The organism is Camelimonas sp. FR25 (genome assembly GCF_059740505.1).
Window position 1 is genome coordinate 1 of sequence record NZ_JCAWFG010000076.1, and the last position, 16,554, is coordinate 16,554.

Below are 16,554 nucleotides of genomic sequence, written 5' to 3' on the forward strand. Positions count from 1 at the left end.
GCCGCCAGCCGCTCAAGGGGATCACCGGCAGCGCTCAGCGCCGCGTAACGGTCCGCAAGATCAAAGAAACCGGGCTGGCTGGCCATCGATGCCTCCAAAATCTGACAGCGTCAGTTTCGCTCCAGAGACCTCAAAGCACCAGGTTTTTCGAACCGTCCAGGTTATCCCTGCGCACGTCCAGCACGGCGCGGCGTTTGCCTTCGAGTGAAAATCCAGCCCCAAATGACAGGACAGCACTTTCAAGTGCGGCCTTGGAGGGCTTGTTGTGGTCCAGTATCCAGCTGCCCCACGTGAATTGGTCCGTCGCAATGTCATAAAGGCGCACCACCCCACACCGGACACCGTCGTGTCGCTCAATGACATAGTAAAATTCCGCACCCAATGCTTCCCGCTGCTTGTAGCAGACAATCCACCGGCGCTGGTCAGCCACCGTTCCGGTCACTGGTGAAAGGTGCTGATTATACTTTGGGTTCGTGCGCAGGCCATAAAGATACGCCGCATCTTCCGGCTCGATAAGCCTCAGAACGAGATTTGGGCCGGTAATGCGCGCAATAGACATCGTTACAGCCTCAGATCACTATCATCCGCCGGAAACACGCTCTTCAGGTCACAGAAAACGTGCGTATCGCGGCCGAAACGCCGCATGACCCCGGCGCCCTGTCGCCGGAAAGCGTCATGCGCCACAGCCAGGATAACGCTGTCATAGACGCCGACCTCCGGGGCATCGACTAGCGCCACGCCATACTCGGCCATAGCCTCGGCTGGGGACGCCCATGGGTCATGGACGTCGACCACAACGCCGTATTCGCGCAGTTCCGCCATCACGTCGACAACGCGGGTGTTGCGCAGATCCGGGCAGTTCTCCTTGAAGGTCAGGCCAAGCACCAGAACACGGGCGCCGTCGATCTGTATCCGTCGCTTCAGCATCGCCTTCACTAACTGGCCCGCGACATAGGCGCCCATACCGTCATTGATCCGGCGTCCGGCCAGAATGACCTGGGGATGGTAGCCTAGGGATTCAGCCTTATGGGTCAGGTAATAGGGATCGACGCCGATGCAGTGGCCGCCCACCAGGCCAGGCCTGAACGGCAGGAAATTCCACTTGGTTCCTGCAGCCTCAAGGACCGCCTGCGTATCGATGCCCATTTTACTGAAAATGATCGCCAATTCGTTGACGAGGGCGATGTTCAGGTCGCGCTGGGTATTTTCGATCACCTTCGCCGCCTCAGCCACCCGAATGCTGTCGGCTTTGAAGGTGCCCGCCGTAATGATTGACGCGTAGAGCGCGTCGACCTTGTCAGCGATTTCTGGCGTGGACCCCGAGGTGACCTTGCGGATATCGGGCAAGCGGTGCGCCTTGTCGCCAGGATTGATGCGCTCTGGACTGTAACCGGCAAAAAAATCAACGTTGAACGTGAGGCCAGATATCCGCTCAAGCACCGGAACGCAGTCTTCTTCAGTTGCGCCTGGGTAAACGGTGGACTCATATATGACGATGTCGCCGCGCTTGAGCACATGGCCAATCGTTTCCGACGCCCGGATCAGGGGCGTCAGATCAGGACGCTTGTGAGCATCAATTGGGGTTGGCACCGTGACGATATAAGTCGTGGCGCGGGCCAGATCAGCCCGTTCTGATGTAAAGCGGAGTCGCGAGGCTTCCGCCAGCTCCTCTGATGATGTCTCGAGCGTATGATCCCTGCCCGCCTGCAATTCCAGAATTCGCGACGTGTTGATATCGAAACCGATGACGTCCCGACGTTTGCCAAACTCCACAGCGAGGGGTAGCCCCACATACCCCAGTCCAATGACGGCGAGAGGCGCTTCGTTGTCACAAGCCATGTCACACAGACCCCTCATTTGCCATAATATGCCCGGAACCAGCTGACGAAGGCGTCAATACCGTCCCGAAAATCCGTCTGTGGTCTATAGCCTGTCAGGCGCTTCAGTAGCGTGGCGTCAGCCCACGTCGCCGGAACATCGCCCATCTGCATGGGCATGTAGTTGCGGATCGCCTTCTTGCCGAGGCATTGCTCGATGGCGTCGACAAAATCCAGCAACCTGACCTTGTCAGAATTGCCGATATTGACGATCCGGAACGGAGCGACCGGAGACAGACTGTCGCCCGCTTCAATATCGTCGCGTGATGTCGGGCGCACAGGCGCGACATCGATCAAGAGCCGGATTGCACGCACCAAATCGTCCACATAGGTAAAATCGCGATACATGTCGCCGTGGTTGTAGATATCGATCGGCCGCCCGTCGAGAATAGCGTCGACAAATTTATAGAGGGCCAGGTCAGGCCTGCCCCAGGGCCCATATACCGTAAAGAACCGGAACATCATTGTCGGCAAGCCCCACAGATGCGCATAGGCGTGCGCCATGCTCTCGTTGGCCTTTTTCGTCGCCGCATAAATCGTCAGTTGGGTGTCGGCCTTCTCCACCTCCGTGAATGGCATATCCACGTTGGCGCCATAGACCGACGATGTCGAAGCCATCAGCAAATGCCGGACGCCGAGGCGCCGCGCTGCATCCATGACATGGAAGGAACCGATGACATTGGCGTCCAGATAGGCGCGCGGATTTTCCAGGCTGTAACGAACGCCGGCCTGCGCCGCCAGATGGACAATCACATCCGGCTGGAAAGTGTCGGCGACGGCGTCAAAACGGGCCTGATCCTCCAGCATTCCCTCGGTCGCGGTGAAATGCTGATTTTGCAACAAGATAGCGTGACGACGCTGCTTCAGGCGCACGTCGTAGTAATCCGTCATCCCATCGTAGCCGTGGACGCGAAATCCCTCCGCCAGCAGAACCCTGGCGAGATGAAAACCGATAAACCCGGCGGTCCCCGTAATGAGAATATTCGTCAAAGCTCCCCCCGAGCTTTAGCAGAACCGACACCATGCTGTATGCCGGCAATAAAGCAACGTCGCTCAATTCTCACTGATATCGGCATCGACCTGCCCATACCCTGCCGATCTACCATAAACATCTACAGAAGCCATGCCCGCGATTGCGCTGCCCCGTGAATAGCTCCGCCAAAGCTGTTTACAACAGTAACCCGAAAATGCAATCGCCGGAATCTGCGGTCTGCGCTGGAAAAATGGCGTAGATTCGCGAAAATGTTGGCGCTGGCGCAAGTTGACTTGGCCGTGCTGCCGGGCGCCGGCAACGGGGTTGGGCGTAGTCGCTTATGCTTTGACTGACCACAATGGATCTGCTGTTGATCAATGCCTGCCTGACGGGCTGCGAGATGTCCTTCGCGTCGAACAGCGGCTGGTCGTTCGCGCAGCAAGGCGAGCCAAGTCTGTATTGATACCATAACCCGATGAGCCTGACAGATCGGGTTATGGCCAGGCCCGTGCGGCGACTGAGCATTTCAGGTCGCGGATGCGTCAGCATCTTCGCGGCCTGGAATGAGGTGTGGCCCACGCGTTCTTTGGCCAGGTTACGATCTGCTGGTCACAGTGGGCTCCGGCAGCCAGCTTTGCGCCTCGGCGACAGTCCCTCGCCGGCAACTGACGTTATCCCCTTGCCAGGCTGGGTGGCGCAGCCCGCGTGGATGCGGCAGCGTGGCGAGACCTCGTCGTTTTCTTGAGCGCCAGGGCATTCGCCCGTTCAGTGAATCTCCGCTGCTCGTCCGCTCGTCGCGCTTGCCCAGACGGTGAGAGAGCAACGCCATGAAGCGGGCCGGCGCGACCGAAGTTTACGCGCCTTGCCGTTCACAGGATTTGCCGGGACAGGCGATCAGGGAGTCGCCCGGCCTTTGCCTGCGCCTTTTTTCTGAGGTGGCGCCATCCCGTACAATGACCGGGTGGAAGCGAACTGCTGGCCGCACGCGCGCGCCGGGTTGTGCGGCGTATTTGGCGCCGGTGCGCGGCGCCCCGGGCATGCTGTGAGCGGCGCCCAGGGCGTTCGCCTCTTGTAACCGCCCAACCTCTGAGGGTGTGTGTGCGCAGAACGATCGTACTGTGCCCGCAAACGATCTGCTCGTCGACATCACGAAACCCCATTCCGCATGTGACAGCGCGTTGACCGGACAGGCGCCGCGGCGCCGGGAGCAGCGCAGGCGACGTTGAAAAATGGATCAGAGGTCAGCGGGATTTTTCCGACCCGAGGTCGCCGTGCAGCTGAAACCATCGTAAGGCCCGCCCTCACTCCGCGCGACTGATACAAGGATGGGAAGATGCTGACGCATCCGCATCCTGAAATGCTCAGGCGCCGCTCGGGCTTAGCCAGAACCCGATGAGTGAAGCTCATCGGGTTCTGGTATGAGCAACCAAAATCTGGCGCGTGAGGGCGAACTGGTGCGGTCAAATTCGGCGCCATCACATGCTGGCGTCAATAGGCCAGCGCGCTATCCGATCAATCGGCCTGGCCTCATCGAGCAGAACCCGCTCCCTGCATGGAGATGGTGAGCATGTGCCGATCCAGAGCGATCGGCGCATGCCCTAACGGCACACCCGTACGCGCCTGATGACCGTATGACCCCAGACATCGCGCACCGGGCGACCTGCGCGGTCGCGCACAATGACGCGTTTGAAGCGGCATTGGCGGGCAGCACGTCGTGGCGCGGCCTCAGCTGTGGTTATGCGCGCAGGCTGAAAGCCCTCTGGCGCAGATCTGGACGTTGGCATGGCGTTGGCGGCCAAAGAAAGGGATATACACATGGACATGCCGACGAGTGAGAGCAGAGCTTGCTGACGCATGACGCCCTCCCAATGTTTGGGTCGCAGCACGATGACATAACTGCCTGCCCGGGCGATAGAGGGCATGCGGCGACCAGGGCGCAGGCATCAGGCGCGCGCACGGCTGTGGCGCGCTGACATCGTTTGTCCTGGTCTCTCCGCAAGTGAGTGCGCATTCTGATCAAACGCAATCGTCTGATCGATCAGCATTTGCTCCCTGCATGAAGATGGGGGCATGTGCCGGTCCGGAGAGATCGTTAAAAGCGCCAAACGTGCGCATGTAATGGTCTCGGCGACACAGGCGAGATGGCGTTTCGCCAAAGGATGGCGGCTCCGAACGCGCGCCTGCCTTGCGGCGGCGAGGTTGGCGAGCAGGCCAGCTGCGACCTCTGGCCCGACCACGGCGCCAGAAGAGATAGCCGGCAGCCTGTGAAGCTCGCGCCAGCACAAACGCCGCAATCCGTGCGTGTGAGAGTGTGTCGTGAGCAGCTTCGCCCGGCCAAGGCTGGCCTGATCCTAGTGTCTCATACCAGAGCCGTGTGGCGACTGAGCATTATCGGTCGCTGATGCGGCGGCATTTTTGCGGTCTGGCGTCACATAAAGCTGCGCCGTGTGTGCTTCAGCCGCCATCGCCCTGCGGGCGTCGACGTCTGTCGCAACACTCCCATGGCAGGTGGCGGCAGCGCTCCTTCGCGCATGTTAATAGATTAAATTTTCTGGCCCAGCGATTTTTTGGCAGAATCAGGCGCCCCAGGGGCGTTCCATAGCGCCACAACAGGCGAATATTTCGTTCTATATCATAATGATGTCCCGTATCGAAAATTATAGATTAAAAATTGAGAGGCGCTAGACAGCCCCGTTGGACGCATTACCGTCGCTCCATCGCACCGCAGAGATCGGGGAGCAAATGCCTGCAAATCTGACCCGTACCGATCACTAGGAACCCGGAGGGCGCCTGGCCCGCTATCCCGCCCAGCACGCCGATCTCGCGGCGCTCGCAGCGCGGGGCCGGCTGCGGCGACTGCAGGCGGCGCAGGGCCTGGACTTCTCCTCAAACGACTATCTCGGGCTGGCCAGTTCTGGCCATTTGCGTCAGGTGGCGCAGGAGGCGCTGGCGCGCGGGATTCCGGTCGGCTCCGGCGGCTCCCGGCTCTTGCGCGGCAATCACGCTGAGCATGTTTTGCTGGAACAGGAGGCGGCGGTGTGGGCTGGCGCCGAGGCGGCGCTGTTCATGGGCGGCGGCTTTCAGGCCAATCAGGCGATTTTTGCGACGCTGCCAGTCGCCGGCGACCTCGTGCTCCACGACGCGCTGGTCCATGCCAGCGTTCATGAGGGCCTACGTCTTGGGCGCGGGCAAGCCGTTGCTTTCGCGCATAACGATGCAGATGACGCCGCCGCGCAGATCAGGCGCTGGCGCGCCAGCGGTGGCCGGGGCCAGATCTGGCTGGCGGCAGAAAGCGTCTATTCCATGGAAGGCGACAGGGCGCCGCTGCCTGACCTTGTCGCCCTGGCGCGGCGGCATGACGCTGTGCTTGTGGTGGACGAGGCGCACGCCACCGGCGTGTACGGCCCGGCCGGCTCCGGCCTTGCCGTGGCCTGTAACGACGTGCGGCTTCTCACATTGCACACCTGCGGCAAGGGCCTGGGCGCCTCCGGCGCGCTGGTGTGCGGCGACCGCCCGCTTGTCCATAGCCTGATCACCCGGGCGCGGCCCTTCATTTTTGCGACGGCGCCGTCGCCGCTTGCCGCCGCCATCGTCCGGGCGGCCCTGAGATTGCTGCGCGACGCGCCCGAACTGCAGACGGCGGCCCAAGGGCACATCGCTCATGCCCATGCCGAGGCCCGCCGCTTGTGTGGCCTTGAGGGCTTTGCGACCCAGATCATGCCAGTGATGTTGGGCGATGACGCCCTGGCCATGCAGCTTGCCGCGCATCTGCAGGACCAGGGCTTTGACGTTCGCGGCATCCGCCCGCCCACGGTGCCCAGCGGCACGTCACGGCTGCGCGTCTCCATCACCGGCAATGTCGGCCCTGAGGACATCACCAGGCTGTTTGCGACGCTGGCCGATTGTCGCGCGCTACGCTCCCGGGCGGCTGCGCCATGAACACAAGGACGCGGCGAACGCTGGTTGTCACCGGGACCGATACCGGCGTTGGCAAGACCGTCGCGGCGGCGGGTCTTGCCGGCGCGCTTGGCGCCACATACTGGACGCCGGTTCAGGCCGGCCTCCGCGGCGAAACCGACAGCGACATGGCCCGACGCCTGAGCGGACAGACGGCGCTGCCAGAAGCCTACAGGCTGGCGCTGCCAGCCTCGCCGCACCTGGCGGCCGAGACCGAGGGCGCCCATATCGCGTCGCGGGCGCTGCAGCTGCCGCAGGTCGATGGTCATCTGGTGATCGAGGGAGCGGGCGGCGTTCTGGTTCCTCTCAACCGCCAGATGCTGTTCGTGGACATATTCAGGAGCTGGGCCGCGCCCGTGGTGCTGGTCAGTCGCACCGGCCTGGGGACGATCAACCATACGCTGCTGTCGCTGGAAGCCTTGCGCGGCAGGGGGTGTCATGTGGTCGGCGTGCTGTTCTCTGGCCCGCCTGCCCCAGATTCCGAAATGACCATCGCCACCATGGGCGGGGTGCGCAGCCTGGGGCGGTTGCCGCATCTGACCCCCCTCAACCGGCAGGCGCTGGCGGCAGCCATGCGCAACATCGACCTCGCGCCGGTGCGGGAGGCGATGGCATGCTGAATGCTGATCGTGTCGACCATCGCCATATCTGGCGTCCTTACGCCAACATGGTGGAGCAGGCGCCGCTACATCGTATCGCCAGCGCCGAGGGCGTCTACCTTACGCTGACCGATGGCCGTCGCATGATCGACGCCATGTCATCCTGGTGGTGCATGGCCCACGGGCACCGCCATCCCGCGATCGTCGCCGCCATGACTGCGCAGTTGCAGCGCATGCCCCATGTGATGTTTGGCGGGCTGAGCCATGATCCGGCCACCGAACTGGCGCGTCGGTTGGTGCGCCTGCTGCCCGCTGGCCTTGATTGCATCTTCTATGCCGATAGCAGCTCCGTCGCCGTCGAGGTGGCGCTCAAGATGGCGCGCCAGGCCCAGGCCGCATGCGGCCATGGCGCCCGCACCCTCTTCGCCAGCGCGCGTGGCGGCTATCACGGCGACACCTGGAAGGCCATGTCGCTGTGCGACCCGGAGACCGGCATGCACAGCCACTTCGGCGGGGCGCTACAACCGCAATTGTTTGTCCGGCGCCCGCCGATCGGTTTTGGCGAGCCATGGTCAGACGATCCGGCGGTGAACGGACTGGACGAGGTGGCCAGTCTGTTTGACCAGCAGGCGGAGCACATAGCCGGCTTCATCATTGAGCCTGTCGTGCAGGGCGCCGGCGGCATGCATTTTTACCACCCCAACTACCTCGTCGGCCTGCGCCGGTTGTGTGACGCTGCGGGCGTGTTGCTGATCTTTGATGAGATCGCCACGGGATTTGGCCGCACCGGCCGGATGTTCGGCATGGACCACGCTGGCGTGCTGCCCGACATTATCTGTCTGGGCAAAGCGCTGAGCGGCGGTCACATCACCTTCGCGGCGACCGTGGCGGACCGCGCCGTGGCCGAAGCCATCTCCCGCGCCAGCCCCGGCGTGCTGATGCATGGCCCGACGTTTATGGGTAATCCGCTGGCCTGCGCCGCAGCCTGCGCCAGCCTGGATCTGCTGGAGACCGGAGGCTGGCGAAGCGATATCGCCCGCCTCGAAACCGGCCTCACCGAAGGGCTGGCGCCCGCCCGCGCCCTGGCCGCCGTGGCGGATGTGCGGGTGCGGGGCGGAATCGGCGTGATCGCCTGCCATGCGCCCGTCAACGCCCGACGCGTGCACGCGCGGGCGTTGTCTTCCGGCGTCTATCTGCGCCCGTTTGGCCAGTTGCTCTACGCCATGCCGCCCTACATCACCACGACAGAGGAATTGTCCCGCATCACCCAGGAGATGCTGGCCATCGCGACGCTTGAAAGCCAGGAGCCAGACCGCGCTGGCGGCGCCTGAGGCAATGGCCTCGCCGGGGACGACGGGCCCTCGCGGGGGGCAGCAGCGTGGAGGGCCGCGCCACGTGGCGGAGCGGGCCAGGGCAGGCGGCTGCCAGCGCTCATGGCCGGCGATGGCCGGCTTGCAGATTGGCGCCCAGCGCGCCCAGCTGATCGTCGAGCCCCTCACGCAGCCTGGGATCGACAATGGCAAGAGGCGCCGCCATGACGATGCCGGTGGCGGCGCCGATGGTTGACGCAGCGCCAAAGGCGAAGCGGCCCAGCGCTTCACTGGGGCTGGTATCCGTCAGCTTCTGGCCAGCCACCAGTCGTCTGCCGATCAGTTGCACGACTTCCGGCGAGCGGGCGAAGCGCCCGTGGTTGATCCTGTCCGCCGAGGCGACATTGGTGAGATCAAAGGCGATGACGCCTTCGGCCTCCAGGGTGGAACGATAGGGCTCGAGGTAGGGGTTGATGGCGCCGAGGCGCGAGGCGCCCCACACCCGGCGTGACATCGCCAGCGCCTCATCGTCCTGCGATGTGAAGATGAAGAATGGTGGTCGCCGCGTTCCGATCTGGCTGATCTGCCGGCGAAAGACATCAAAATCCACGTCTGGCGCCGCGAGCATCACGCTTGAAATTTTCGGGTTCACCACCCCATTGCGGATCGCCATCTGCCGGAGCGCCTCCAGCACCACCCAATTGCCCATGGAGTGGGCGAGAATGGCGATTTCGCCGACCTCTGGATTGGCGCCCAGCCCGGAGAGAAGCTTCTCCAGCGCATCACGGGAATAGGTGCTGCTGTCGTGATCATACCCATAAGACAGCAGGCGCCCGCGCGACGGCCAGGTGAACAGCACAGGCTGCGCATTGGCGCCGGAATCATGAACGATCTGGGCGAAACGATACACGGCCTCCTCGAAGGTCGTATTGTAGCCATGGACGAAAACCAGCGCCCGCCGCACCTTGCGGCGCCGCATCCGGCTGTCCAGCGCCGCCATCGCCTGTTGTGGGGTGAGCATGCGCGCATCGACCGTCACAAAATCGGTCTGCGCCGCGCCGGGCAGCCGTCGTGGCCATTGTATTTCACCCTTCTGGCGCGCGCTGTCTGGCGGCACGGACACGGTGATGTCGGCGAAACTGGGCCAGCCCCCCCTGTCGCCGGTGAACATCTGGCCCGGCGCCGCATGGTCGGCGCTACGTGTGGCGGCGACCAGCATGTTGACATGGGTTGCCCCTGCAGCCGGCTGATAATGTTCAGGCGCCAGAACGTTGCGGGCGCGGCCCGCACAGCTGCACAACAGGGCGGCGACCGCCAGGGCGATGGCGCATGTTAGCCGACGTTGCATGGCGCGCGGGCTCCGTGTCGTCCGCTGGCCTGAAGGCGCGCCGCGTGCTGCGCGCTTGCGCCTGGCCGTTGCTGCGGAACATGTGCAGGTCTCGCAAGTTTTGCGAGGGTCATACCGAGGGCGGCTGGCGCAGAAGGCGATGATCCAAAGCGACGGTAGCCCCGCGCCCAGAGGGACGCCAGCCAGCCGCGCTTCACAACGCGCTCAACGACGGACGTCGCCAGACCTGTCGTGTGACGCCAGATAGCGAAGATGCTCACGCATCCGCATCCTGACATGCTCAAGCCCGTGCGGCGCCTGGCGTGCAAATAATGGCGTATGTCACCTGGTGAACGGCGCCTCGTGTGTGGCCGCGCCCGTCACGTGGCCAGCCTGCCTGCGCGACGCATGTCGAGCCGTCATCACCATAAGTAAATCAAACGTTGTCCATGTAATCACCACGTCGTGTGCGCCACTGTCACGAAAACGTGCAGCATGGGCATTGTGTCCTGACCGGAATGACATGATATGGTTTAGTTCAGGTCAAACCGACGACCAGCAAACGGCGAGACGTTTGTGTCGACATTGACCGAACGGCGTAACGACGCCCCCCACAGGACTGGTTTGTCAGGTATGGGGTCTTGCTACGTTGCACATTTCTGACCATGCCCGGCGACCTGGTCACGACATTCACCTGTCATCAATCAGCCGCGCGCGTCGTCTGGTTGTCGAGGGCGTATTTCTGGCGAATACCTTGCGCTATTCTTGCTGCCTCAGTTTTACAGATAAAGGCCGTAGATTGCGCAGAATCGTGTGACGCGAGGTCTCGGGCCTGAACCTGGCAAGTCGCGGATGCGTCAGCATCTTCACAACCTGGCATCGGCGGCACAGGTCGCATGCACGGCACGAAGACAGGGCGGCAGGCGCCCCGCGCCTGCGTTCGGGCACACGTGTGCAAGTAATCATCGGGAAGTCATCATCGGGAAGTCATCAGCGGGATGTCATCAGCGGGATGTCATCATCGGGAAGTCATCACCGGGATAACTGCGATCAATAACCATGTCGCCTGAGCAGTAGCAGGCAAAGCGGAAGCTGCCCTGGCGAAGAGGGGGAGACCATGTCGCTGTCTCGTTCTGAACGCATTAATGGCGACCGTCTGTGGTCGACCATCAATCAATCGGCGCAGATCGGCAAGGGACGGGAGGGCGGCCTTGCGCGCCTTGCCCTTACCGATGACGACAGGCGCATGCGCGATCTGTTTGTGCAATGGTGCAAGGAGGCCAATCTCACCGTCACCATTGACGCCCTCGGCAGTATATTTGGCCGACGCGAGGGGCGCGATCCATCGCTTCCACCTGTCCTCCTCGGCAGTCATCTTGACACCCAGGCCAATGGCGGCCGCTTCGATGGTATTCTCGGCGTTCTGGGCGCGCTCGAGGTTGTCCGCACCCTCAATGATCTGGGTTACACGACGCGGCGGGCGATTGAGATCGTCAACTGGACCAATGAGGAAGGCAGCCGCTTCTCGCCAGCCATGGTGGCGGCCGGCGCCTTTGCCGGAACCTATGAGACACAATGGGTTCTCGACCGGGTGAGCGACGAGGGCCCAACCCTGGGCGAGGAACTTCAGCGTATCGGATACGCTGGGTCAGCCCCAGTTGGCGGCCGCCCCATCGACGCCTATTTCGAACTGCATATCGAGCAGGGGCCGGTTCTCGACGACGCCAAAATCCAGATTGGCATTGTCACCGGGGCCATGCAAGCCACCGGTTGCCTCGTGGAGTATGGCGGCGAAACCGCACATACCGGTCCCTGGCCCATGGAAAAGCGGCGCAACGCTTTGCTGGCGGGCGCGCATCTGCTGGCCGCCGTTGACCAGATTGGCTGGGACTTCGCTGCAGGCGGCAGGGCGACGGCGGCGCGGCTGACGGCCTGGCCCAACAAGCCGGGCATCCTGTCAGACTGGGCCCAGGCCGTTGTCGATGTCCGCCATGCGGACCCTGAAGCGGAAAGCATCATGGCGGAACGGCTGCGACGGGCGGTGTTTGAGGCTGGCGCGCGCACCGGATGCGACGCCAAAATCCTCAACACCTGGACCTGGGGTGGGCCAATCTTCGACGCCGATCTCAACGCCATCAACCGCGAACTCGCTACAGGCTTTGGCTACAGCTGGCGCGACATGCTCAGCGTCTCTGGCCACGATGCCTATTTCATGGCGCGCCACTGTCCGTCCTGCATGATCTTCGTGCCCAGCCGCGGCGGCATTACCCATAACAATGCGGAGCTTTCCGTACAGGAAGAGACGGAGCCCGGGGCCAATGTCTTTCTGCACGCCGTCGTGGCGCGGGCCGACCGGTAGGGCGGCGGGCCGGGCGTGCGCCCGGCTACTGTCCGCCTGACACCAGAACCTGATGAGCGTGACTCATCAGGTTCTGGCCAAGCCCGTGCGGCGCCTGAGCATGTCAGGATGCGGATGCGTCAGCATCTTCGCATCCTGGTTTGACGCCTGACGTCTTCGTCATTCCAGACCATCCGGGCAGGAGCGACGCGCATCCAGTCGCGGCGCTCACAACGCCAACGCAAGGAGGGGGCCATGGCACAGCCAACCGGGGCGCCCAGAACCGCCATGATGCGTGTGCTCGACCTGGTCGAACGCATCGGCAACAGGGCGCCGCATCCCGCCGTGATCTTTCTGGCGCTCATCGCTCTGGTAGTTGTCGTATCGCCAGTGCTGTCGTTTCTGGGCGTGGCGGTGACCAGCGAACAGATCGACCCGGCCACCGGGGCCACCGTTATGGTCACCAACCGGGTGCGAAGCCTGCTCGACGCTGATGGCGTGCGCTTCATGTATGTGTCGCACATCCCGAACTTCATGGCGTTTACGGCGGTCGGATTGCTGATCGGCTCGATGATCGGCGCGGGGGTCATGGAGGAATCCGGCCTCGTGCGCACGTTAATCCGCAAGCTGGTGCTGGTGTCGCCGGTGGGCGCGCTGTCTTACATCCTTGCCTTTGTCGGCATTCTCTCCAGCATCGCTTCCGACGCCGGCTATCTGGTGCTGCTGCCTCTGGCCGGCGTGGCGTTCCTGAGCGCCGGGCGACATCCCATCGCCGGGCTGGCGTTGAGCTATGCGGCGGTGGCCGGCACCTTCGCCGTCAATCTGGTGATCAAGCCGCTCGACGCCGTGCTGGTGCAATTCACCAATGACGCCATCGCGCTTGTCGCGCCCGGTCAAAGCATTGGTCTGGCGTCCAATGTGTTCTTCGCCGCCGCCTCGGTCATCTTCCTGACCATTGTGATCGGCCTGCTGACAGATCGGGTTATCGAGCCGCGTCTTGGCGTCTATCAGGCTGGAGGCCATGAGGCCGCGGCCGCCACTGCGCCTGACGCGCCGCTGACAGCAGAAGAGCGGCGTGGGCTGCGCTTCGCCGGGCTCGGACTGCTGGCGGTGTTTGTCTTCTTCCTGCTGCTGACCGTGCCGCCCCATGCGCCCTTGCGCGATCCGGACACCGGCACGCTGATCGGCGACACGCCGTTTATGAACGGGCTGATCGGCGTCATCATCGCGGTGTTTCTGGTCGCAGGCTGGGGTTATGGCCTTGGCGCCGGAACATTGAAATCGCTGTCCGAAGTCATCGCCGCCATGGAAAAAGCGGTGTCGGGTCTCGGCGGCATCATTTTCCTGTTCTTTATCATCAGCCAGTTCACCGCCTATTTCGTCTATTCGAATATTGGCACGGTCGGGGCGCTCAGCCTCGCCGGCGTGCTGAGCAAAATGCAGCTGGGGCCGCTGACCTTGCTCATTGCCTTTATGGTGGTGGTGGCGCTCATCGACATCGTCATCGTTGGCGTCATTCCGAAATGGGCGATGTTTGCGCCAGTGTTCATCCCGCTTCTGATGAAGCTCGGGGCCGAGCCAGAGGCGGTGCTCGCCGCCTATCGCGTCGGCGACTCGCCGATGAACGCCCTGACGCCGATCAACGCCTATTTCGCTCTGGTCGTCGGATTCGCCCGCACCTACGACAGCAAAGCCGGCGTCGGCACCGTGGTGTCATTGATGCTGCCGTATTTCGTCTGGATGCAGTTGCTGTGGATCGGTCTTTTCGCGCTCTGGCAGCTGGCCGGTTTGCCCTGGGGGCTTTAGCCACCGGCGCACCGCAAGCGTGGCGCGCAGCGTCGACGGATATGAGCGTGTCGCCCGTGGCCCGGAGACGCCGTGCCCACAGCAGCGCCGATAGCGGAGAGGCCATATGGGACTCTTTGGGATTCTTGCAGGCCTGGCGCTCCTCATGGCGCTGGCCTATCGCGGCTGGAGTGTGGTGCTGGTGGCGCCGCTACTCTCTCCGGCGAACCGGCGCTCGCCCACTGGACCATCACCTTTATGAATGGGGCCGCGCGCTTTTTCGCCCAATGGTTTCCCATGTTTCTGCTGGGCGGCCTGTTCGGCAAGCTGATGGACGACAGCGGTTCGATCACCGCCATCGCCCGCTTCCTCAGCGACAGGCTGGGAACGCGGCGCACCATTCTGTCGGTGGTGACGGCGTCGGCGGTGGTCACCTATGGTGGGGTGAGCGTCTTCGTCGCGTTCTTTGTACTGGTGCCCATGGCGCAAACCATGTTCCAGAAGGCTGACATTCCGCGACGTCTGTTGCCCGCCACGATTGGCCTCGGCGCCTTCACCTTCACCATGTCGGCGATGCCGGGGACGCCCTCGGTCAACAACACCATCCCGGTCCCCTATTTTTCGACCACAACCTTCGCCGCCCCGGGGCTGGGCATTATCGCCTCGGTGATCATCCTGGCCTTTGGCCTGTGGTGGCTGTGGCGGGCCGAGCGCGCCGCCCGGCTGGCGGGCGAGGGCTATGGCGGCGTCCCCGTTGATCATGCGGCGCCGGCTGATCAGACCACCCGTATCAAGGCGGCGCTGGCGCATGAGTTTGACCCGGCCGAACTGCCGCATGGCGACCGCGCCGTTGTACCGCCGCCGATCTTGCTGGCGATGCTGCCGCTGCTTGTGGTGATCACCGTCAATTTCGCGCTGACCTTGCTCATTTTCCCCCGCATGGATTTTTCCTTCCTGCAGGATGGCGGCTGGGGCGGGGCCACGCGGGAGTCAAAGGTTGGCGTGTGGGCGGTGGTGCTGGCCCTGGCGGCGGCGAACCTTACCGTTGTGGCGGCCAATTTTCGCCGCATGCCGTCGCTGCGCGCCAGCCTTGACGCTGGCGCCACATCGTCGGCGCTGCCGATTCTGATGATTTCTTGCCTGGTTGGCTTCGGCGCCGTCGTGGCGGCGCTCCCGGCCTTTGAACAGGTGCGTCAGGCGGTGCTGTCGATCCGCGGCGGCCCGCTCATCTCGCTGACCGTCGCCATGAACACCCTGGCGGCGCTCACCGGCACCGCCTCGGGCGGCATGGCCATCGCCCTGAATGCGCTTGGGGAATATTACATGCGCATGGCCGAAATCTATGGCGTCGACCCCGCCCTGATGCACCGTATCACCACCATCAGCGCCGGCACCCTCGACGCCCTGCCGCACAATGGAACCGTGCTTCTATTACTGCAGATCAGCGGCCTCACGCACGCAGAAAGCTATCGTGACATGGTGATGACCGTCATTGTCAGCGTCATTATCGCGCTGGTCGCGGTGCTGATACTGGGCGCGCTGTTCGGTTCATTCTGACCAGGGCGGACCCGCAGAGCTCATACCAGGATGCGAAGATGCTAACGCATCCGCATCCTGGATTGCTCAGACGCCGCACGGGCTTGACCAAAGTGCGATCAATCGTGCTCACCGCACTTTGGTATCAGACATCCCCACACGCGCCGCCTTGCCCAAGCCGGGATCAGGTCCAGCCCGCAAGGGGCGCAACGTGGCGTCCAGCCCTGCCGGCGCACCATACGCCCGCCGCCAGGGCCCGCAATCAGATGCGCGCGAGCGTCCCAATCCTGCGCCTGCGGCGCGCCCGTGAACAGGGCGAGACCGTTTCTACGTCCGCGCGGCGCTTCAGCGCAAGGGTCACTCTATTCTCGCGTATTATTTGCAAATGTTCATGCAATACTGGCGTCGCGATGTGGCCAATGTTATATGAAAATGGAGATCGCAGATCACATTGAGGCGCGCATGATCATTCATCCTCGTCACGCCGCGATGACTTTGGGTTGCTACATATCCTGCGTCAAACCTGGTGACCGTCCATGTGGCTGTCGCGCGCCCTTCGGCGGTTCATTTTAGCCGCATGTCCGTTGTTGCATGGAATTGGCAGGCGTGAACCTCATGCCAGCACGTGATGAGCATGGCTCATCGCGCCCTGGTCAAGCCCGTGCGGCGACTGAGCATTTCAGGTCGCGGATGGGTCAGCATCTTCGCGGCCTGGCATCATGCCATACCTGTCCGGCGGGCGCAGGACTGTCACCCTGGGGCATGACAGCCTCGCCGCACAATGACAGGATGCCCGAAACCCATATCCGGCTACAGCGCGCCTCGATCAAACGGGATCGTTTGATCGATCAG

At 63.1% G+C, this 16,554-nt stretch carries 9 protein-coding genes and 1 pseudogene; 6 read left to right on the forward strand and 4 right to left on the reverse strand.

Translation table 11 applies throughout. From position 1 onward, the window contains the following. Nucleotides 1-130 precede the first annotated feature (130 nt). The 3 genes from AC6A67_RS08855 to AC6A67_RS08865 are packed head-to-tail and all read right to left on the reverse strand — an operon-like array spanning nucleotide 131 to nucleotide 2,867. Nucleotides 131-559: a GNAT family N-acetyltransferase gene (locus tag AC6A67_RS08855; RefSeq protein ID WP_498036190.1), complete on the reverse strand. Its 429-nt coding sequence runs from the start codon at nucleotides 557-559 to the stop codon at nucleotides 131-133. 2 nt (nucleotides 560-561) lie between these two features. Continuing rightward, nucleotides 562-1,839: a Vi polysaccharide biosynthesis UDP-N-acetylglucosamine C-6 dehydrogenase TviB gene (tviB, locus tag AC6A67_RS08860; protein ID WP_498036191.1), complete on the reverse strand. Its 1,278-nt coding sequence runs from the start codon at nucleotides 1,837-1,839 to the stop codon at nucleotides 562-564. Nucleotides 1,840-1,853: 14 nt separating this feature from the next. Next, on the reverse strand, nucleotides 1,854-2,867 hold the full coding sequence (locus AC6A67_RS08865; RefSeq protein ID WP_498036192.1) for an NAD-dependent epimerase/dehydratase family protein: 1,014 nt from the start codon (nucleotides 2,865-2,867) through the stop codon (nucleotides 1,854-1,856). Between the two features lie 2,773 nt (nucleotides 2,868-5,640). Here AC6A67_RS08865 and AC6A67_RS08870 point away from each other — a divergent pair. The 3 genes from AC6A67_RS08870 to bioA are packed head-to-tail and all read left to right on the forward strand — an operon-like array spanning nucleotide 5,641 to nucleotide 8,737. Then, nucleotides 5,641-6,789, forward strand: a complete 1,149-nt coding sequence (locus tag AC6A67_RS08870; RefSeq protein ID WP_498036277.1) for an 8-amino-7-oxononanoate synthase — start codon at nucleotides 5,641-5,643, stop codon at nucleotides 6,787-6,789. After that, a complete protein-coding gene (bioD, locus tag AC6A67_RS08875) occupies nucleotides 6,786-7,427 on the forward strand; it encodes a dethiobiotin synthase (RefSeq protein WP_498036193.1) in 642 nt (213 codons plus the stop codon). The genes AC6A67_RS08870 and bioD overlap by 4 nt, the downstream gene beginning before the upstream one ends. Beyond that, nucleotides 7,421-8,737, forward strand: a complete 1,317-nt coding sequence (gene bioA, locus AC6A67_RS08880) for an adenosylmethionine--8-amino-7-oxononanoate transaminase (protein WP_498036194.1) — start codon at nucleotides 7,421-7,423, stop codon at nucleotides 8,735-8,737. Before bioD ends, bioA begins: the two co-directional genes overlap by 7 nt. A 100-nt stretch (nucleotides 8,738-8,837) precedes the next feature. Here bioA and AC6A67_RS08885 read toward each other — a convergent pair whose 3' ends face one another. Next, complete coding sequence (locus AC6A67_RS08885) at nucleotides 8,838-10,064, reverse strand: alpha/beta hydrolase (protein ID WP_498036195.1); 1,227 nt, start codon at nucleotides 10,062-10,064, stop codon at nucleotides 8,838-8,840. A gap of 1,096 nt (nucleotides 10,065-11,160) precedes the next feature. Between AC6A67_RS08885 and AC6A67_RS08890 the strand changes: the two genes are divergently transcribed. The 3 genes and pseudogenes from AC6A67_RS08890 to AC6A67_RS08900 all read left to right on the forward strand — a co-directional run bounded on the left by AC6A67_RS08890 (nucleotide 11,161) and on the right by AC6A67_RS08900 (nucleotide 15,723). After that, a complete protein-coding gene (locus AC6A67_RS08890; protein WP_498036196.1) occupies nucleotides 11,161-12,402 on the forward strand; it encodes a Zn-dependent hydrolase in 1,242 nt (413 codons plus the stop codon). 234 nt (nucleotides 12,403-12,636) lie between these two features. Continuing rightward, entirely contained in the window at nucleotides 12,637-14,187 is a 1,551-nt protein-coding gene (locus tag AC6A67_RS08895; RefSeq protein WP_498036197.1) for an AbgT family transporter, read from the forward strand. Between the two features lie 106 nt (nucleotides 14,188-14,293). Then, nucleotides 14,294-15,723 (forward strand): annotated as a pseudogene (locus tag AC6A67_RS08900) (GntP family permease). Nucleotides 15,724-16,554 lie beyond the last annotated feature (831 nt).